This window comes from Jannaschia formosa (genome assembly GCF_003340555.1).
Taxonomy (GTDB): Bacteria; Pseudomonadota; Alphaproteobacteria; order Rhodobacterales; family Rhodobacteraceae; genus Jannaschia; species Jannaschia formosa.
In genome coordinates this window covers 122896-141442 of sequence record NZ_QPLJ01000003.1, presented here as the reverse complement: position 1 = coordinate 141442, position 18547 = coordinate 122896, and the positions used below count along the sequence as shown (strand labels likewise).

16 protein-coding genes, 1 tRNA gene and 1 riboswitch are annotated in these 18547 nt (G+C 69.4%); of the genes, 6 read left to right on the top strand and 11 right to left on the bottom strand.

The genetic code is table 11. The features are described from left to right. Window positions 1-2 precede the first annotated feature (2 nt). A complete protein-coding gene (tspO, locus tag DR046_RS05055; RefSeq protein WP_115380632.1) occupies window positions 3-461 on the top strand; it encodes a tryptophan-rich sensory protein TspO in 459 nt (152 codons plus the stop codon). Here tspO and DR046_RS05050 read toward each other — a convergent pair. The 4 genes from DR046_RS05050 to DR046_RS24110 form a co-directional block, all read right to left on the bottom strand. Then, on the bottom strand, window positions 450-1145 hold the full coding sequence (locus DR046_RS05050) for a thiamine ABC transporter ATP-binding protein (protein ID WP_115380630.1): 696 nt from the start codon (window positions 1143-1145) through the stop codon (window positions 450-452). The two genes, tspO and DR046_RS05050, sit on opposite strands and share 12 nt — an antisense overlap. Beyond that, a complete protein-coding gene (locus DR046_RS05045; protein ID WP_115380628.1) occupies window positions 1138-2625 on the bottom strand; it encodes an ABC transporter permease family protein in 1488 nt (495 codons plus the stop codon). The genes DR046_RS05050 and DR046_RS05045 overlap by 8 nt, the downstream gene beginning before the upstream one ends. A gap of 64 nt (window positions 2626-2689) precedes the next feature. Further along, a complete protein-coding gene (locus DR046_RS05040) occupies window positions 2690-3664 on the bottom strand; it encodes a thiamine ABC transporter substrate-binding protein (protein WP_115380625.1) in 975 nt (324 codons plus the stop codon). A 30-nt stretch (window positions 3665-3694) separates the two neighbouring features. Beyond that, window positions 3695-3791, bottom strand: a riboswitch (TPP riboswitch). A gap of 149 nt (window positions 3792-3940) precedes the next feature. Beyond that, a complete protein-coding gene (locus DR046_RS24110) occupies window positions 3941-6145 on the bottom strand; it encodes a hypothetical protein (RefSeq protein ID WP_115380623.1) in 2205 nt (734 codons plus the stop codon). Window positions 6146-6310: 165 nt separating this feature from the next. On the opposite strand from DR046_RS24110, the gene aroC reads away from it, so the two are divergent. Together aroC and DR046_RS05025 are read left to right on the top strand one after the other, a co-directional pair. Further along, complete coding sequence (aroC, locus tag DR046_RS05030; protein ID WP_115380621.1) at window positions 6311-7414, top strand: chorismate synthase; 1104 nt, start codon at window positions 6311-6313, stop codon at window positions 7412-7414. Window positions 7415-7513: 99 nt separating this feature from the next. Further along, the gene (locus DR046_RS05025) at window positions 7514-8710 is read left to right on the top strand and encodes an AI-2E family transporter (RefSeq protein ID WP_115380619.1); all 1197 of its coding nucleotides are present in this window, start codon (window positions 7514-7516) and stop codon (window positions 8708-8710) included. A 95-nt stretch (window positions 8711-8805) separates the two neighbouring features. Here DR046_RS05025 and DR046_RS05020 read toward each other — a convergent pair whose 3' ends face one another. The 5 genes from DR046_RS05020 to DR046_RS05000 all read right to left on the bottom strand — a co-directional run bounded on the left by DR046_RS05020 (window position 8806) and on the right by DR046_RS05000 (window position 13750). After that, a complete protein-coding gene (locus DR046_RS05020; RefSeq protein ID WP_115380617.1) occupies window positions 8806-9747 on the bottom strand; it encodes a DMT family transporter in 942 nt (313 codons plus the stop codon). Between the two features lie 128 nt (window positions 9748-9875). Next, the gene (locus DR046_RS05015) at window positions 9876-10166 is read right to left on the bottom strand and encodes an HU family DNA-binding protein (RefSeq protein WP_115380616.1); all 291 of its coding nucleotides are present in this window, start codon (window positions 10164-10166) and stop codon (window positions 9876-9878) included. 114 nt (window positions 10167-10280) lie between these two features. Continuing rightward, window positions 10281-11762 (bottom strand): AMP nucleosidase, encoded by a 1482-nt coding sequence (locus DR046_RS05010; RefSeq protein ID WP_115380614.1) that lies wholly within the window; start codon window positions 11760-11762, stop codon window positions 10281-10283. Continuing rightward, a complete protein-coding gene (locus DR046_RS05005; RefSeq protein WP_115380612.1) occupies window positions 11762-13567 on the bottom strand; it encodes an adenine deaminase in 1806 nt (601 codons plus the stop codon). Before DR046_RS05005 ends, DR046_RS05010 begins: the two co-directional genes overlap by 1 nt. A 107-nt stretch (window positions 13568-13674) precedes the next feature. Then, a tRNA-Lys gene (locus DR046_RS05000) sits at window positions 13675-13750 on the bottom strand. 82 nt (window positions 13751-13832) lie between these two features. Between DR046_RS05000 and dapF the strand changes: the two genes are divergently transcribed. The 3 genes from dapF to DR046_RS04985 all read left to right on the top strand — a co-directional run bounded on the left by dapF (window position 13833) and on the right by DR046_RS04985 (window position 16520). Continuing rightward, a complete protein-coding gene (dapF, locus tag DR046_RS04995) occupies window positions 13833-14642 on the top strand; it encodes a diaminopimelate epimerase (RefSeq protein ID WP_245190807.1) in 810 nt (269 codons plus the stop codon). Continuing rightward, complete coding sequence (mtaB, locus tag DR046_RS04990) at window positions 14639-15943, top strand: tRNA (N(6)-L-threonylcarbamoyladenosine(37)-C(2))-methylthiotransferase MtaB (RefSeq protein WP_135227260.1); 1305 nt, start codon at window positions 14639-14641, stop codon at window positions 15941-15943. Before dapF ends, mtaB begins: the two co-directional genes overlap by 4 nt. Window positions 15944-16013: 70 nt before the next feature. Next, the gene (locus tag DR046_RS04985) at window positions 16014-16520 is read left to right on the top strand and encodes a fasciclin domain-containing protein (RefSeq protein WP_167766898.1); all 507 of its coding nucleotides are present in this window, start codon (window positions 16014-16016) and stop codon (window positions 16518-16520) included. Window positions 16521-16538: 18 nt separating this feature from the next. On the opposite strand, the gene DR046_RS04980 is transcribed toward DR046_RS04985, so the two are convergent. Further along, on the bottom strand, window positions 16539-17459 hold the full coding sequence (locus DR046_RS04980; protein ID WP_115380606.1) for a DMT family transporter: 921 nt from the start codon (window positions 17457-17459) through the stop codon (window positions 16539-16541). 54 nt (window positions 17460-17513) lie between these two features. Further along, window positions 17514-18545 carry a sodium:calcium antiporter gene (locus tag DR046_RS04975; RefSeq protein ID WP_115380604.1) on the bottom strand — a complete coding sequence of 344 codons (1032 nt, stop codon included), beginning with the start codon at window positions 18543-18545 and terminating at the stop codon, window positions 17514-17516. Between the last annotated feature and the right edge of the window lie 2 nt (window positions 18546-18547).

Below are 18547 nucleotides of genomic sequence, written 5' to 3'. Positions count from 1 at the left end.
GCATGGACTGGATCCTCTTCGCCATCTTCCTCCTTGCCACCGGCGGCGCCGGGGCGACCGGCGCCATGTTCCCGCCGGGCGACTGGTACGAGCGGCTCGACAAGCCGACCTGGACGCCGCCCGACTGGGTCTTCCCGGTGGTCTGGACGACGCTCTACCTCGCGCTGGCCTTCGTCGGCGCGCGGCTCGCGCCGCTGCCGGGGTCGGAATACGCAATGGCCTTCTGGGCGATGCAGATCGCCTTCAACGCGCTGTGGACGCCGGTCTTCTTCGGCCTGCAGAAGATGCGCGCGGCCTTCGTCGTGATGCTGTTCCTCTGGGTCGCTGTCGCCGGGCTAATCTGGTCGGCCTGGCCGCTCGACCGGCTCTCGGCGCTCCTGATGGTGCCCTACCTCGTCTGGGTCACGGTCGCGGGGGCGCTGAACGCGTCGGTTCTGCGGCGCAATCCGTCATTCGCCTAGATAGTCGCGCAGCGCCTGCGGCGGATCGGCGAACAGCGCCTCGGTCGGCGCGGGGGGCAGCAGCGTCCCGTCGGCGATGAGGCAGGTCCGGTCCGCGACCCGGCGCGCATCAAGCGGATCGTGGGTCACCATCAGCACCGACAGAGACTCGGCCTCGGCTGTCTCGCGCAGCAATTCCAGCATGTCGGTCCGCAGGGCGGGGCCAAGGGCCGAGAACGGCTCATCGAGCAGCAGCCACGGACGCCCCCGCAGCAAGGCGCGGGCGAGAGCCGCGCGGCTTTGCTGGCCGCCCGACAGGTCGCGCGGGCGGCGTTCCTCCAGCCCGTCCAGCCCGACGCGGGCGAGAACCTCGGCGCGCGCGGCCTTCTGCTCGGCCGACAGCCGCAGGTCGGGCCGCAGGCCGAGCCCGACATTCTGCGCGACTGTCAGGTGCGGGAAGAGGTTGTTGTCCTGGAACAGCATCGACAGCGGCCTGTCGCCGGGGGCAAGGTCGGTCACGTCCTCTCCGCCGATCCGGATGCGGCCGCGCGCAGGGGCGAGGAACCCGGCGATGGCGGCCAGCAGCGTCGACTTGCCCGACCCGCTCGCCCCCATGAGCGCGGTGATCCCGCCCTCGGGCAGCGTCGCGTCCGCCGTCAGGCGGAAGCTGCCCTGCACGATCTCCAGCCCTTCCAGCTCAAGCATCGCGCGACCCTCTCTCGAACAGCCAGAACAGCCCGAGGCTGAGCGCCACCAGCAGCAGCGCGGCGGCCTTCGCCTCTTCCATGCGATAGGCGCCCATAAGCTGGTAGAGCATCAGCGGCAGCGTCGCCTGATCCGGTGTCGCGAACAGCGCGATCACCCCGAGGTCCCCCGCCGCCAGCGCCGCCGTCAGCCCTGCGGCGAAGCCCGCCGGACGGCGCAGCCGCGGCAGGCCGACGCGGCGCAGCCAGGTCAGGCCGGTCAGGCCAAGCGAGGCCGAAAGCCGCCCGTAATCCGCGTGCAACTCCCGCACGGCAGGGATCAGCGCGCGCAGCGCGAAGGGCAGGGCGAGCAGAACGTTCACGAACAGCGTCACCGGCAGCGCCAGCGCGATCGGGTTCGTCACCGGCAGCAGGATCACGTAGAGCCCCGTTCCCAGCACCAGCGGCGAGGCGGCGATGGCGAGCGTCCCCGCAACCTCGACCCAGGGCGCCCGCAGCGCGGCCACCGCCATGGCCAGCGCCAGGGCGACCGTCAGCACCGCCGCGCCGAGCGCGATGGCGAGCGACCGCGCGGCGGCGGCCCAGACCGAGCCGGGCAACGACGGGACGTAAGCCGCACCCTCCGTCAGGACGAGGACCATCGGCAGCAGCAGGAACAGGCAGGCCAGCGCGATCGCCACACCGTCCTGGAGCCGGAGCGCCGGCGCCTGCGAATCCCAGCGCGGCACCACCCGGTCCTGCCCCGCGCCGAATCCCGATGGAAGCGTGAGCCGTAGCGCGGCCAGCGCCGCGACGGCGCCGAGCAGAAGCTGCACGCCGCCAAGGGTCGCGGCCCGGGCAAGGTCGAAATCGAAGCGGAAGGCCTGGTAGATCGCCAGTTCTACGGTCGTCGCCCGCGGGCCGCCTCCCAGCGCCAACGCGACAGCGAAGGAGGTCGTGCAAATCAGGAAGATCACCAGCGCCACCCCCGGCACCGTGGCCCGCAGCATCGGCCATTCCAGCAGGCGGAACGTGTCCCGCGCGGTAAAGCCCAGCGAGGCGGCGAGGCGCAGCCGCTCTCCGGGGATCGATTGCCACCCTTGCAGGATCAGGCGCGTCGCCAGCGGCATGTTGAAGAAGACATGCGCGAGGATCACCCCATGCGCCCCGTAGATCGACGGCGGGTCAAGGCCGAAGGCCCCGGCCACCCATGCGACGGGTCCGGTCCGCCCGAAGACGGCGACGAGTCCGAGCACGGCGACGATCACCGGCAGGATGAAGGGCGCGCCGAGCAGCAGGATCACCGCGCCCCGCCCGGCGAAGCGCCGCCGGGCCAGCGCCCGCGCCACCGGCACGGCGAGCAGGACCGACAGCCCCGCCGAGACCGCCGCCTGCCAGAGCGTGAAGCGCAGCGCGCCCCAGTCCGAGGGTTTCAGCGCGCTCCACCCCTCGGCCCGCAGGGCGACGGCGATCAGGGGCCCGACCAGCGCCGCCGCCACCATGAGGGCGGCGGCGAGGCCAAGCCTCGTGCCGGCAGAGGCGGGCGGGGTCACGGGGGCCGGACGGTCAGCGGCCCAGACCGGCCTCGAAGGCGGCGATGGCCTCGTCGCGCAGAGCCTCCGCCTCGGCGCTGTCGTAGATCAGCGCGGTCTCGGGCATCTCGAGCTGGGCGAACCCCTCGGGCAGCCTGGACGGGTCCAGCTTGGCGGGCAGGGACCAGTTGCCTTCGGGGATGATCGACTGGAACTCCTCGGTGAGGATGAAGTCGAGGAAGGCCTGGGCGAGCTCGGGCTGGTCGGTTTCGGCGATCTGGCCGGCGGTCTCGACCATGACGTAATGGCCTTCGTCGAAGATTGCGGCCTTCTTGGTCGGGTCGTCCTCGGCGATGATGTGGTAGGCGGGCGAGGTGGTGTAGGACAGGACCATGTCGGCTTCGCCTTCCGTGAACATGCCGTAGGCCTCCGACCAGCCCCTTGTCACGGTGACGATCTTCGGCTCCAGCGCGGCCCAGGCGGCCTTCGCCTCTTCGCCGAAAACCTTTTCGATCCAGAGGGCCAGTGCCAGGCCGGACACGCTGGTACGCGGGTCCTGAATAACGATGCGGAGGTCGTCGGGGGCGTCGAGCAGGGCCTGGAAGGAGCCGGGGACGTCGTCCAGTTTGGTGGTGTCGTAGACGAAGGCGGTGTGGCCCCAGTTGAAGGGGACGAAGGTCTCGTCGGACCAGTCGATGGGCATGGTAAGCCCTTCGATTTCAACGCCATGCGGGGCGAAGAGGCCCGTCTGTCGGGCGCGTTCGGCGTCGTCGGTGTTCAGGCCGATGACGACGTCGGCGGAGGTGCGGTTTCCTTCCAGCCTGAGGCGGGGGAGGACGTCGCCGGTTATGTATTGTATCTCGCAGTCGCAGGAGGCTTCGAAGGCTTCCTTGATGGCCGGGCCGGGGCCCCATTCGGAGGAAAAATAGTCGGGGGCATAGACGGTTAGCGGCTCCGCGCTGGCGGCGGAGGCGATAAGGGTCAGTCCCGTGGCGATGGTCAGTCTCATGTCTGCTCCCATGGCGACGGGCGGGGGTGAGGACACGAGACGTACCTTCCCTCCGCCGGTCTTAACCGGTTCAGGTTCAACGGGTTCGCTTGCGCATCTCAGCCTGGTGGCACCCCGAGGTGCGCCTGAGATAGGCCCGGAGCGCGACCGCGTAAAGCCCCCGGACGATCAGGGGGTGATCCACGGGTGATCCGCGGGTGATCCGCGTCATACGCGTTCTGCGCACGGTTGGGAGTGGGAAGGCCCGCGTTCTGTGCGCGCGCCTCCCTTTCGGCATCAGAGGAAGAGCGCGTCGGCGGGCGTGAGATCGCCCTTGTCCACGTCACGCAGGATCAGGACGTCGTCGTTGCCGAAGTCGATCCGAACGTGGTCGCCACGCTGCGACACGTCGGCAGTGCGGAGCAGCGCCTTGATGCCGCCGATGTCCTCGAAATCGAACTCAACGCGGTCGGTGCCTGGCGTGAAGTCCCTGATGTCATCCACGCCGTAGTCGCGCGCGAAGACGAAGACATCCGCACCCGAGTCTCCGCGAAGGGTGTCCGCCCCCAGTCCTCCGTCGATCCTGTCGTCACCGCCGAGCCCCGAGATCAGATCGGCAGCCGCGCCACCGACAAGGGTGTCGACGCCGTTGGTCGGCTCGGCCCGAACGAAGACCTCGTCCGACACCACCCGCTCCTGCGCGCCATTGGCGTCCAAGAACCGGATCTCGGCCTCTATCCTCGCGCCGATATCGTCGTCCGTGAGCCGATAAGTGGGACGGAAGGCGCCTGCGATCTCCTCTCCGTCGCGTAGCCATTGGTAGAGGAAAGCACCTTCAGGGATGCCATCGGCATCTGTGATTTCGGGCCGGGCCGTCAGGGTCTCACCGACGACGGGCGTGCCATTCACCAGGATTGTCCCTTCGGCAGGATCCGGAGTGTCCTTAACAGTGCCCAGCAGTCTTCCCCCTGGCCCTGTAAGAATAAGTTCCGCCGATTGTTCGAGGCCGGTCGTATCGCGCGCCGTAGCGATGAACCTGACGGACGCGCCGACATCCGCAGCACCCAACGTATATCTCAGGCCGGTGGCGCCGGTTATTGCCTCCCATTCGGATCGTCCGGTCCCGTCCTCGGGCAGCAGCCGTTCCCACTGTAGTGTCGTCTCCACGATTGAATAGCTGCTTTCGACACTGCCCGTCACACGCAGAACAGTCCCTTCCAACGCCTCCCCTTCCAGTCTGCCAGTGAATTCTATGAAGGGGCGCGGCGCGGCGGCGTAATCGCCCTGGCTCATCTCGGACAGCGTGACTTCCCGGGAATAAATGTTCTTGTCACCGTCCCGTTTCTCGGACCAGATGAAGAGGAGATTTCCGTCATCGACTTGCGCAAGGGAAGCGTTGCGCTGGGGTGCCTCTCCGCCCGCGACGACAAAATTATCACCAACCGGCGTGCCATCCGCGTCGAATACCTGAGCGAAGATGTCCGCATCTCGGCTCCAGGCCGCCGCGAAGCCGCCACCCTGCAGCGTGATGACATCATAGCTTTCCACAGGGTCAATATAGCTTCGATCCTCAGGGAAAAATATCGGGTCGCTCGCCGTTATCTCGACCTGCCCATCTACCTCGGAGCGCGTCATTATGTATGCGTGGAACGGGGAGAAGTCGCTCGCGACGCTGGACTTATCTGGATCCGTCATGTCGAAATCCAAGAAGTGATTATACGGCTTGTTTACCACGAAGAGAACACTGTCATCGCCGTAGGGGACGAACTCGGTAGCCCAAGCTCGCATGTCACGGGAGTTCAGTTCCCCGTAGATTGGCGGGATACCAGTTATCCGGATATCCGACCTTGTATCGGGATCAAGATAGATCGCGTCCCCGAAGCTTGCGACTTGTCCGCCTTCAGACCAGAGAATCGAATCGTCGCCTTTGGTAATGGAGGCGTTCCCGTCCAGTCGCGTTGTATAATAACCGAGGGACCCATATGCGAAGAGCGCATCGTCCGTAGCGTATTGTATCGCCGATTGCCGAGGGTACACCTGTCCCTCGCTGTTCACGAAATTCCAGCTCCAATAGACAGAAAACCCGCCGTCGGGGTCGGCTTCGACGCGATACTCGTCAAATGTCCTGTCCCTCAGACGCAATTCTGCTATGTCGGCGAGAAGGAACGCCGGAGACAGCGCTGTCCCCGCGTCGTCAAAGCGCTGCGCGAAAATCTTGGACGGGGGCGTCGTGCCCTCGTCAGTTGCCAGCCAAGACAGCAGGGCGCTTCCATCGCTCAGGGTCGTCACTTCGGGTTTGCCGGCGCGCGTCCAGGCTCCCTCGGGGTGGATCTCGTCACTGAGCGTTCCGTCGGCCTCGCGAATCCGCATGACGATATCGAACTCCCCATCGGCGCGGCGCGACTGGTAGGCGATGGCGGCGCGGCCGTCGGCGAGGTCGGTGACGTCGGGGTTGCCGTCGATGTCGGGATTGGGTGCGTTGACGCGGGTGGGGGTGGCCATTCGATGTCTCCGGTTTGCAGCGAAGCAAGCCTAGGACATTCAATGGCTTTGGGAAAAGCACCGCGGGCGCGGAATGTGACGGGCACCGATCATGACGTCGAGGTACGCGCCCCCACCTTGCCCCCCCGCCCCCCTCCCACTAAGCCCACGGCAAGGAGAGCGCGCATGTCCCTGAACACTTTCGGCCACCTGTTCCGCGTCACGACCTGGGGGGAGAGCCACGGGCCGGCTCTGGGGGCGACGGTGGACGGGTGTCCTCCGGGGGTGCCGGTCGAGGCGGAGGCCCTGCAGGTCTGGATGGACCGCAGGAAGCCCGGGCAGTCGAAGCACACCACCCAGCGCAAGGAGCCCGATGCGGTCGAGATCCTGTCGGGCGTGTTCGAGGGGGTCAGCACGGGCACTCCGATCCAGCTGATGATCCGGAACACCGACCAGCGGTCGAAGGACTATGGCGACATCGCCGAGAAGTTCCGGCCCGGCCATGCCGACATCACCTACTGGCAGAAATACGGCGTGCGCGACTATCGCGGCGGCGGGCGGTCCTCGGCGCGCGAGACGGCGGCGCGGGTCGCGGCCGGCGGCGTGGCGCGGGCGGCGCTGGGGGTGCTCGCCCCGCAGGTGCGGATACAGGGCTACATGGTGGCGATGGGGCCGCTCGACATCGACCGGGCGCGGTTCGACTGGGACGAGATCGGGCGCAACGATTTCTGGTGCCCCGACCCGGTCGCGGCGCAGGAGTTCGCGGCGCATCTCGACTGGCTGCGGAAGGACGACCACAACTCGGTCGGGGCGGTGATCGAATGCGTGGCGCGGGGGGTCCCGGCGGGGCTGGGGGCGCCGGTCTACGGCAAGCTGGATACCGACCTCGCGGCGGCGATGATGTCGATCAACGCGGTCAAGGGCGTCGAGATCGGCGAGGGCATGAACGCGGCCCGCCTGACCGGGCGCGACAATGCCGACGAGATCTCGATGGGGCCGGAGGGGCCGGTCTATTCGTCCAACCACGCCGGGGGGATCCTGGGCGGGATCAGCACCGGGCAGGACGTGGTGGTGCGGTTCGCCGTCAAGCCGACGAGCTCGATCCTGTCGGAGCGGCGGACGATCACGAAGTCGGGCGAGGACACGACCATCGTGACGAAGGGGCGGCACGACCCCTGCGTCGGCATCCGCGCGGTGCCGGTGGCCGAGGCGATGATGGCCTGCGTGGTGCTGGACCACCTGCTGCTGCATCGCGGGCAGGTCGGGGACGCGGGCGGGCGGATCGGGTAGGCGCCTGTCGACGGGCCGGAATCCGGAACAACCTCCGATTGTGTTCCGTTGACCCGACGAGGCAACGGCACGGACAGGTCGTGACACCCGGAGGTTGACATGAATGAACACGGATCGATTCCCTTCCGGCGGGACGGGAGCGGGCTGGACCTGTCGCGCACCGTCCTCGGCCTGCGCATCGCGGTGGCGGTCGTCCTTGTGGGCTGGGCCTTGCACGCCACCGCCTCGGTCAGCTCGGTCGTGGTCGCGGCGCTGTTCCTCGCGGTCGTGATGGCGCCACTGCACCAATGGGTGATCCGGCGGACGGGGCAGGACTGGCTGGGCCACCTGGCGGCGTTCCTGGTGATGCTGGTGGTGATCGTGCTGTTCGCCTCGGGGTTGTTCTTCGCGGTTCAGCGGATCGCGTCGGAATTCCCGCCGCTTTCGGAAATGCCGTCGGTCGGGGCGATGATCCCGGGCATGGACGCGTCCGGTCTGGAGAGCGGGGCATCGGGCTCCGAGAGTGCGGCGGCCGGGTCGGGCGCCGGGCAGGAGACGTCGCAGGAGGATGGGGAGGAATCTTCGGGGCTTGGCTCCCTCCTCGAAAATCCGGGCGGGCAGATCGCGTCGCGGCTCGCGGGCTTCGCCTCGAGCGCGGCGCTGACGGTGATGCAGTTCGCGACGGCGGCCGTCACCGGGCTGACGCTGGTGATCTTCCTGGCGCTGATCATGCTGATCGACGGGCCGAACTGGCGCGAGCGGCTGGCGAAGGTGTTCGGCGGCGACCGGGCGGACGAGATCGCCGGCGCGACCCGGGTGGCAAGCCGGCAGATCCAGCGCTTCCTGCTGGTGCGGGCGGGCCTGGGGCTGGTGACCGGGGCGCTCTACATGCTGTGGCTCTGGCCCTGGGGCATCGACCTGCTGTGGGTCTGGGGCATCCTGGCGTTCCTGCTCAGCTTCGTGCCCAATCTCGGCTCGGTCGTGTCGGGGATCCTGCCGGCGATCTACGCCTTCCTGACGAAGGATTTCGGCACTGCGATGATGGTCGGAGCCGGGCTGTTCGTGATCGAGCAGGCGATCGGGAACTACGTCGACCCGCGGGTGCAGGGACGGCAGATCTCGATCTCGCCGGTGGTGATCCTGACGGCGCTGCTGCTGTTCATCTGGATCTGGGGCCTGCCCGGGGCGCTGCTGTCGACGCCCGTCCTGATCGCGGTGGTCGTGGGCTTCGCCCGCGTGGAACGCCTGCGCCCGGTGGCGCTGCTGCTGAGCGACGCAAGGAGTTTCGAGGGACTCGACGAGGCGGAGAAGCGCTGAGGCGCTTCGCGACCGCGAGGTCGCCGACCGTCGGAGAGTACCCTGATGGGCCGTGGGTAGAGGACCACCACGCTGTCGAGCGTTCCGCTCCGCGCCTACTCCGGTGACGTCCTGCCCGGCGCGGCGGCCATCGCGCCGGCGGCCTGCGCGGGGGCCACGGGCGCGCCGCGCCGCGTCTGCATCCGGCTGACCTGCACGGCGAGGATGCCGCCGGTGACCACGGCCACGCCCACGACGTCCAGCGGGCCCAGCGCCTCGCCCAGAAGCGCCCAGGCGACGACGACGCCGAAGAACGGGTTGAGGAAGTGGAAGGTCGCGGCCGGGGTGGCGCCGATCCGGGCGACCAGCAGGAACCAGATCCAGGTCGCGGCGAGGCCCGGCACGAGGGTCGTGTAGGCGAGGGCGGCGACGAGGCGGGGCGTCCATGTGACGTCCCAGGTCTCGGTCGCAAGGCCCACGGGCAGCAGCGCCGCAGAGCCGACCAGCATCTGCAGCCCGACGACCATCATCAGGTTTCCGCCGCCCGACGCGCCGCGCACCGACAGCGTGGCCGCCGTCAGCGCCGCGACACCGAGCAGGCAGAGCAGGATGCCCAGCGGGTCGGCCCCGCCCTGAAGCCGGGTGCCCATGATGAGCATCACGCCGAAGGTGCCCGCGACCAGCCCCGCGACGCCCAGAGCGCGCGTGCCCTCGCGGAAGATCACCCAGTTGGCCAGCGCCACCAGCAGCGGCAGGCCCGAGGCGATGATCGCGGCGAGGGACGCCTCGATCCACTGCATCGCGACGAAGTTCAGGCCGAGATAGAGCGCGTTCTGGCAGATGCCGAACACCACCACGGCACGCCACTGTCCCGCCGTCAGCCGCATCCGCTGTCCCATCGCATAGGCCAGCAGGACGCCCAGCGCGCCCGACATCGCGAAACGCAGGGAGAGCGACAGGATCGGGGGGGCCTCGGCGACGATGATCCGGGCCGAACTGAAGGCCGAGGACCACATCAGCGCGAAGGAGATGCCGAGGAGGAGCGCGCGGAGGTCCATGGGGAAGCTCGGGTCGGGAGGGTGCCGCGCCCATACGCCCCCCGGTGCCGCGAAGGCAAGGCGGCGGAAACGAAAAAGGGGCGCCGGATCGGCGCCCCTCGAGCTCGGTCCCGGGTGCGCAGCGGGCCTCACTCGTTGACGGAATCCTTCAGCGCCTTGGCGATGGTCATCTTGACCACCTTGTCGGCTTCCTTCTCGAACTGCTCGCCGGTGGCGGGGTTGCGCACCATCCGCTTGGGCCGCTCGCGGCACATGATCTTGCCGATGCCGGGCAGGGTGACCGCCCCGCCGTTGGACACTTCCTCGGTGATGATCGAGGTGATCGCGTCGAGCGCAGAACTGGCGGACTTCTTGTCCGTCTCCATCCTGTCGGCCATGGCGGCGACAAGCTGCGTCTTCGTCATCGGTTTTTGTGCCATTTGCGGCTCTCCCTGTGCAGGTTCGTGTTTATCCCGGGCAACCTAGCCCAATGTCCATTGGGCCTACAACATATTGTGAGCGGGGTTCGACATCGGCCGGCCCCGATCTGCCGATCAGAGGAAGGCGGTTTCCTCGAAGGACCGAAGCTTGCGGGAATGGAGCCTTTCCAGCGGCATTTCCCTGAGAGATTCCATGGCCTTGATCCCGATCAGAAGATGCCGGCTCACCTGCGTGCGATAGAAGGCCGAGGCCATTCCGGGCAGCTTCAGCTCTCCGTGGAGCGGCTTGTCGCTGACGCAGAGCAGGGTGCCGTAGGGGACGCGGAAGCGGAATCCGTTGGCGGCGATGGTCGCCGACTCCATGTCGAGCGCGACGGCGCGGGACTGGCTGAGGCGCTGAACGGGGCCTGCCTGTTCGCGCAATTCCCAGTTCCGGTTGTCGATCGTGGCGACGGTTCCGGTGCGCATGATGCGCTTGAGTTCGTAGCCCTCGAGCTCGGTCACCTTCTCGACCGCGTCCTCGAGCGCGACCTGCACCTCGGCCAGCGCCGGGATCGGGACCCAGATCGGCAGGTCGTCGTCGAGGACGTGATCCTCGCGCAGATAGGCATGGGCAAGGACGAAATCGCCGAGGCTTTGAGAGTTGCGCAGCCCGGCGCAGTGCCCGACCATCAGCCAGACATGCGGGCGCAGCACCGCGATGTGGTCGGTCGCCGTCTTCGCGTTCGACGGACCGACGCCGATATTCACCAGCGAGATCCCGGCGCTGCCCTTCCGGGTCAGGTGATAGGTCGGCATCTGCGGCATCTTCGGCGGGTCGATCATCGGCGCGTCCGGATCGTCGCGGGTGACGCGCTGGTTCATCGGCCCGACAAGCTCGACATAGCCCGAGTCGGGGTCGCGCAGCGCCTCGCGGGCATAGGCGACGAACTCATCGACGTAGAACTGGTAGTTGGTGAAGAGGACGTGGTTCTGGAAGTCGTCCGGCGCGGTCGCGGTGTAATGGGCGAGGCGGGCCAGCGAATAGTCCACGCGCTGCGCGGTGAAGGGGGCCAGCGGGCGGGCGCCGTCCTGGAAGGTGAAGCCGGTGCCGTTGACGATGGCGTCGTTCGTCGTCTCGAGGTCCGGGACGTCGAAGACGTCGCGCATCAGGAAGGGCAGCACGCCGTCCTGCGGCACGGTCAGGTCGGCATCGCCCAGCATCGCGAAATGGATCGGGATGGGCGTGCGCGACCAGCCGACATGCACCGGCACGTCATGGGACCGGATCAGCAGGTCGATCTGCTGCGTCAGGTAATGGGTGAAGAGATCGGGCCGGGTGATCGTCGCGGCATAGCGGCCCGGCTCGGGCACATGGCCGAAGGCGAGGCGGCTGTCGGTGCGCGCGAAGGTCGTCGTGGTAATCCGGATCTCGGGGTAGAAGGCGCGGTAGCGGCAGTCGGGCATCCCGCTCTCGACGGCGGCGGAAAAGCCGTCGCGCAGGAAGCGGGTCGCCACGTCGTAGAGGCGCCGGAGCTCGGCCACCGCGGCGGCGGGATCGGTGAAAGCGGCATGGTCCGCGGCCTCGGGCGCGCAGATGGGAATGTGCTGGGTCATCAAGTCTCGATCAGGTCGGTCAATTCGAATTTCGTCACGTCCACGAGGCCCATATCGCTGATACGCAACTCGGGGATGACGACGAGCGCCAGCAGCGAATGCTGCATGTAGGCGTTGTTGAGGGTGCAGCCGGCGTCGCGCATCGCCTGCATGAGAGCCTCGGCCTGGGCGGCCACCTCGGCGGCGGGGCTGTCGGACATGAGGCCCGCGATGGGCAGGGGGACGGTCGCGCGTTCCTCGCCCTCGGCGAAGAGGGTGACGCCGCCGCCCAGCGCGCGCAGGCGGTTGGCGGCCCGGGCCATGTGGTCGCGGCAGGTGCCGACGACGATCATGTGGTGGCTGTCATGGGCCACGGTCGAAGCCATCGCCACCGGCCGGTCGTAGCCGAAGCCCGCGACGAAGGCGTTGGTGACGGCGCCGGTGGCGCGGTGGCGTTCGACCAGCGCGATCTGGCAGGTGTCGCCGCCGGTCAGCGCGTCGCCCTGGACCCGGCCGTCGCGCACGGGCAGGTCGCGGCTCAGGGCCTTCGTCGGGGCCTGGTTCTCGACCACGCCGATGACGCGGGCGCGGACCTCGTTCGCGCCCTCGGGGGCGGGGATGTCGAAATCGGCGGCGGTCAGGTCGCGCGCCATGTTGACGGTGGCGCGGGCAGGCTCGGGCCAGTCGATATGCGGGCAGGGGACGGTCATCTCGCCGTCGCGGGCGACCCACTGTCCCAGCGCCGCGACGCGCTCGATCGGCAGCTCGGTCAGCGAGGAGGTCAGGATCAGGTCGGCGCGGCGGCCGGGAGCGATCGAGCCGAGCTCGCGCTCGAGGCCGAAATGGGTCGCCGTGTTGAGCGTCGCCATCTGCAGCGCGACCAGCGGATCGCAGCCCGTCGCGATGGCGTGGCGCAGCACGCGGTCCATGTGGCCGTCGCGGACCAGCGTGCCCGCCATGCAGTCGTCGGTGCAGAGGATGAAGTTGCGGGGGTCGAGCCCCTTCTCGGTCACGGCGGTGATCTGCGCCTCGACGTCGTACCAGGCGGAGCCGAGCCGCATCATCGACCGCATCCCCTGGCGCACGCGGGCGACGGCGTCCGCCTCGCAGGTGCCCTCGTGGTCGTCGGCGGGGCCGCCGGCGGCATAGGCGTGGAAGGCCGGACCGAGGTCGGGCGAGGCATAGTGCCCGCCGATGATCTTGCCGACCCGCGCCGTCGCCGCCATCTCGGCCAGCATCTTCGGATCGCCCGCGGCCACGCCGGGGAAGTTCATCATCTCGCCCAGGCCCACGATGCCGGGCCAGGTCATCGCCTCGGCCACGTCCTCGGGCCCGATCTCGCGCCCCGTCGTCTCCAGCCCCGGCGCCGAGGGCGCGCAGGAGGGCATCTGCACGAACATCGAGCAGGGCAGGCCCCGCGCCTCGTCATGCATCAGCCGGACGCCGCCGAGCCCCAGCACGTTGGCGATTTCGTGCGGGTCGGTGAACATCGTTGTCGTGCCGTGGGGGATCACGGCGGCGGCGAACTCGGCCGGGGTCAGCATGCCCGATTCGACATGCATGTGCGCGTCGCAAAGGCCGGGGATGAGGTAGCGGCCATCGGCCTCGACCACCTCGGTCTCCGGGCCGATGCAGTGGGAGGCGTCGGGGCCGACATAGGCGAAGCGGCCCCGGGCGATGGCGACCTGCCAGTCGAGCACTTCGCGGGTGTGGACGAGGACGACCCGGCCGCCGCGGATCACGGTCTCGGCAGGAGCGCGACCGGCGGCGATGGCGATGAGGTCGGGGGCGGCGTCGGGCCAGGAAGGGAGGGTCTCGGGTGACATGAGCAAAGGTGTCATGGGTAAGGAACGGGTGCAATGGGGGGCCGGCGCCGGAAAGCGGCATGGCGGGCCGGTCGCCGTTGTCGCGGGCCGAGATGGAAGCGGGAGAGTGGTGAGCCGACAGGGGTTCGAACCCTGGACCTACTGATTAAAAGTCAGTTGCTCTACCAACTGAGCTATCGGCTCTCCGGGGGCGCACCTATCGCCGCCTCCGGCCCCCGTCAAGCCGGGCCTTTCAAATTGGCGGGCGGGGACGTATCTGGCGCGGATGGCGACCCAAGGACCAGACGGCCTGCCGTTCATGAAGATGCACGGGCTGGGCAACGACTTCGTCGTGATCGACGCGCGGGCGGGCAGCCCGGCGGTCGGTGCCGATCTCGCGCGCGCGATGGGCGACCGGCACCGCGGCGTGGGTTTCGACCAGCTCGCCGTCATCCGAAAGAGCGGCGAGGCGGATGTCGAGCTTCTGTTCTGGAACTCCGACGGATCGACCGCCGGCGCCTGCGGCAATGCCACCCGCTGCATCGCGGCCTGGGAGATGGCGCGGCTCGGGCGCGCGCGCCTGACGCTGCGGACCGAGAGGGGCGTGCTGGAGGCGCGGGCCGAGGGCGAGCTGACCTCCGTCAACATGGGTCAGCCGATCCTCGACTGGCGCGCGATCCCGCTGGCGCGCGACGTCTGCACGCTGCACCTGCCCATCGCGGGCGACCCGGCGGCGACAGGCATGGGCAACCCGCACCTGACCTTCTTCGTCGCCGATGCAGAGGCCGTCGACCTGCCCGCCTTCGGCGCCGAGCACGAGCATCACCCGCTCTACCCCCAGCGGACGAACGTCCAGGTCGCCAGCCGGATCGGCCCCGACCGGCTGCGGATGCGGGTCTGGGAGCGAGGGGCCGGGATCACGCTGGCGAGCGGGTCCAGTTCCTGCGCCGTCGCCGTCGCCGCCGCGCGGCGGGGGATCACGGGCCGTTCGGTGACGCTGGTGCTGGACGGGGGCGAGATCGCCGTCGACTGGCGCGAGGACGGGGTCTGGATGACGGGCCCCACCGCCCATGTCTTCGACGGGGTGTGGCGATGAAGGACGATCTCGTTTTGCCCGCGCGTGCGGGCGGGCCGATCCTGTCGAACCACGGCTGCCGCCTGAACGCCTACGAGGCCGAGGCGATGCGCGACCTCGCAGGCCGTGCGGGGCTGGAGAACGCCGTCATCGTAAACACCTGCGCCGTGACGGCTGAAGCCGTGCGCAAGGCGCGCCAGGACATCCGCCGCCTGCGCCGCGCCAATCCCGGGGCGACGCTGATCGTCACCGGCTGCGCCGCGCAGACCGATCCCGCGTCCTTCGCCGCCATGGCTGAGGTCGATCACGTCCTCGGCAACAGCGAGAAGATGCAGGCCGGAACCTGGGCCGGGCTCGCCACCGGCGGCAGCGAGCCGGTGCAGGTCGACGACATCATGTCCGTGACCGAGACGGCGGGCCACCTGATCGACGGCTTCGGCACCCGCTCGCGCGCCTATGTCCAGGTCCAGAACGGCTGCGACCACCGCTGCACCTTCTGCATCATTCCCTACGGGCGCGGAAACTCGCGCTCGGTGCCCGCCGGCGTGGTGGTCGACCAGATCAACCGGCTGGTGGCGAAGGGCTTCAACGAGATCGTGCTGACCGGGGTCGACCTGACCTCCTGGGGCGCGGACCTGCCGGGGCGGCCGCCGCTGGGCGACCTGGTGGCGCGGATCCTGCGGCTGACGGACGTGCCGCGGCTTCGGATCAGCAGCATCGACTCGATCGAGGTGGACGAGGCGCTCCTGCGCTGCATCGCCGAGGAGCCGCGGCTGATGCCGCATCTGCACCTGAGCCTGCAGCACGGGGCCGACCTGATCCTGAAGCGGATGAAGCGGCGTCACCTGCGGGCCGACGCGATCCGTTTCTGCGCCGAGGCGCGGGCGGCGCGGCCCGACCTGACCTTCGGCGCCGACATCATTGCAGGCTTCCCGACCGAGACCGAAGCGCATTTCGCCGAGTCGCTGTCGCTGGTGGAGGCCTGCGACCTGACCTGGCTGCACGTCTTCCCCTATTCGCCGCGCGAGGGCACGCCTGCCGCGCGGATGCCGCAACTCGACGGGCGGGTCGTTCGCGATCGCGCCGCGCGGCTGCGCGCCGCCGGGGAGGCCGCCGCCGCCCGCCACCTGTCGGCGCAGGTCGGGAAGCGCCATGCGGTGCTGATGGAGAGCCCGCGGATGGGCCGCACGGCGCAGTTCGCCGAGGTGACCTTCGACAGCGACCAGCCGGAGGGCCGGATCGTCGCCGCCCGGATCGCGGGAACCGACGGCATGCGGCTCGTGGCGGAGCCCGCTCACACAGCCGTGACCGCCGCCGGGTGAACCGTTCCCGGTGCGCGGGGGCAGTGCGCCCTTGTCATCCGCAGAGATGGCCGCAAGCGGGAGAACTGCCATGAGCCTTTACTACGATCGCCGCCGCGTGCTGACGCTCGGCGCGGGCCTCGTCGGGATGACCGCCCTGACGGGCTGCGTCACCGCCGCGCCGGGCCAGCCCGACATCGTCGATGCCGCTGTCGCGGCGGGCGACCTCACGATGCTCGTGGCCGCCGTCGAGGCGGCGGGGCTGGTCGAGACGCTGAAGGGTCCGGGTCCCTTCACCGTCTTCGCGCCGACCGACGCGGCCTTCGCGGCGCTGCCGGCGGGCACGCTCGACAGCCTGCTGCTGCCAGAGAACCGCGACCGGCTGACCTCGATCCTGACCTATCACGTCGCGCCCGCGAACTATCCTGCCTCGTCGCTGCTGGGCGCGCGTGGGACGATCCCGACGGTGAACGGCCGGCCGCTGCGCGTGAACGGGCGGGGCGGCGCGGTGCATGTCGGCGGGGCGACGGTGACGACGCCGGATGTCGTCGCCTCGAACGGGACGATCCATGTGATCGACGCGGTGCTGCTGCCCTGATGCCCGGGCGCCGCGCCCCTACTTGAGACGCAGCCAGGTGCCCTCGGGGCGCGGCGTCCAGGCGGCCAGCCCGCCCGCGCCGACGATCAGCGCGATGCCGAGCCAGGCCCAGGGACCCGGCAGGTTCGAGAACAGCAGGAAGTCGAGCGCCACGGCGAAGACGAGGCCGGTATAGTCGTAGGCCGCCAGCGCGCCGATGGGCGCGCGGCGCGCCGCCTCGGTCGCGGTGATGTGGGTCGCCGCGCCGAACAGGCCCGCCGCGGCGAGCCAGGCCCAGAGCTCCCCGGTCATCGGCGTCCAGCCGGTGAAGGCCACGGCGACCAGCCCGACGCAGCTGGCGATCAGGGCAAAGGAGATCGCGATCGAACTGGTCGTCTCGGTCAGCGTCATCTTGCGGATCATCACCCGCAGCAGCGCCATCACCATCGCCGAGCAGAGCCCGGCGATCATGCCTGACAGCTCCGCCCAGCCCCAGTCGGGATTGGCCGCCGTGGTGTAGAGCATCGCGATCATCCCGGCGAAGCCCAGCGACACGGCCAGCACCGCCTTCACGCTGAGCCGCTCACCCAGCAGGATCACGGCGGCGGGCACGGCGAGGATCGGCGTCAGGTAGGAGATCGTCTGCGCATGGGTGACCGGCAGCTGGCCCAGCGCATAGAAGTTCAGGACCATCACCGTTCCGCCCAGAAGGCCGCGCATCAGATGCGCTCGCGTGCTGTTAGGCAGCGCCGCCTTCAGCGGCCCCGAGACGGAGACCCAGAGAAGCAGGATCGGGATCGAGAGCGCCGCGCGCAGCAGCACGACCTGGCCCGTCGTCGCCCCCGCCTTGCTGGCGCCGTGGATGCAGATGCCGATGCCGGTTCCCATTGCGGCGGCCAGCACGCGCAGGAGGATGGCCGACCGCAGACGGTCGGGGGGGAAGGCGAGGGCTTCGGCCATTCGGGCAAATTGCGTCCGCCGCCCGGCAGTTGCAAGCCGTGTCGGCGCCGGGCCTCACATCAGGCGAGACTGGACGACGACCGCGCCGCCATAGAGCGCGAGAAGCGTGACCGTCTCGACCCCGATGCCGCCGGGACCGCGCCGCTCTCGCCGGATCAGGCCCGCGGTCAGCACTCCGGTCATGGTCAGGCCGACGGCGAGCCAGAACAGGTCCTCGCGCGCCATCGCCGCGAAAATCGGGCCGTCGCGGTAGAACGCGTCCGACACCACGAGGAACATCGTGTCGAAGGTGTTGCCGCCGATGATCCCGCCCACCGCCAGTTGGAGCGCCCCGCGCCGGACCGCGGCCACGGTCGTCACCAGTTCCGGCAGGGAGGTGACGAGCGCCGTGCCGAGCGCCCCGACGGCGGTCGAGGACAGGCCCAGCCGCTCGACCGCCACGGATGCGGTCTGCGCGATCGTCCAGCCCGACAGGCCGAGGATCGCGGCCAGCACCGCGAAGGCCAGGGCGGGCTTCAGCGCGCTGCGGTTCTCCTCCTCCGGGTCCTCGGGTTCGTCGCTGCGGGTGTCGGAGGTCTGCACCGGCTGCCACATCGGCGTCTCGCGCACCTGCGACGCGACCCGCACCCCGTAGAGATAGGCGACGGCCATCATCACGCTGGCCGGATGGACGCCGAAGACCGACTGCGCGGGCAGGGCGAAGGCCAGAATCGGCAGGGTCAGAAGCGTCATCAGCAGCGCGGCTTGGAACAGGTTCGCGGGCTCGGCCGCGGCATGTTCCAGATTGGCCTTGCGGAGGGCGATGTCGGCGGCGGCGAGGAAGGCGGTCTGCGCCGCGATGCCGCCCACGCCGTTCGCGATGGCGAGGCTTGCGTCGCCGGACCAGGCCGCCGTCGCCGAGACCGTGAGGCCGGAGAGCGAGGTTGCCGCGCCCAGAAGCAGACCACCCGCCAGCGCCTCGCCGATGCCGGTGCGGTCGGCGATGACGTCGGCCAGCCGGGTGATCCGCAGCGAGACGAGGAACACGACGACGGCCGCGGCGACGAAGATCGCGGCGACGACGGGGGTGGAAAGATCTGACAGCATGC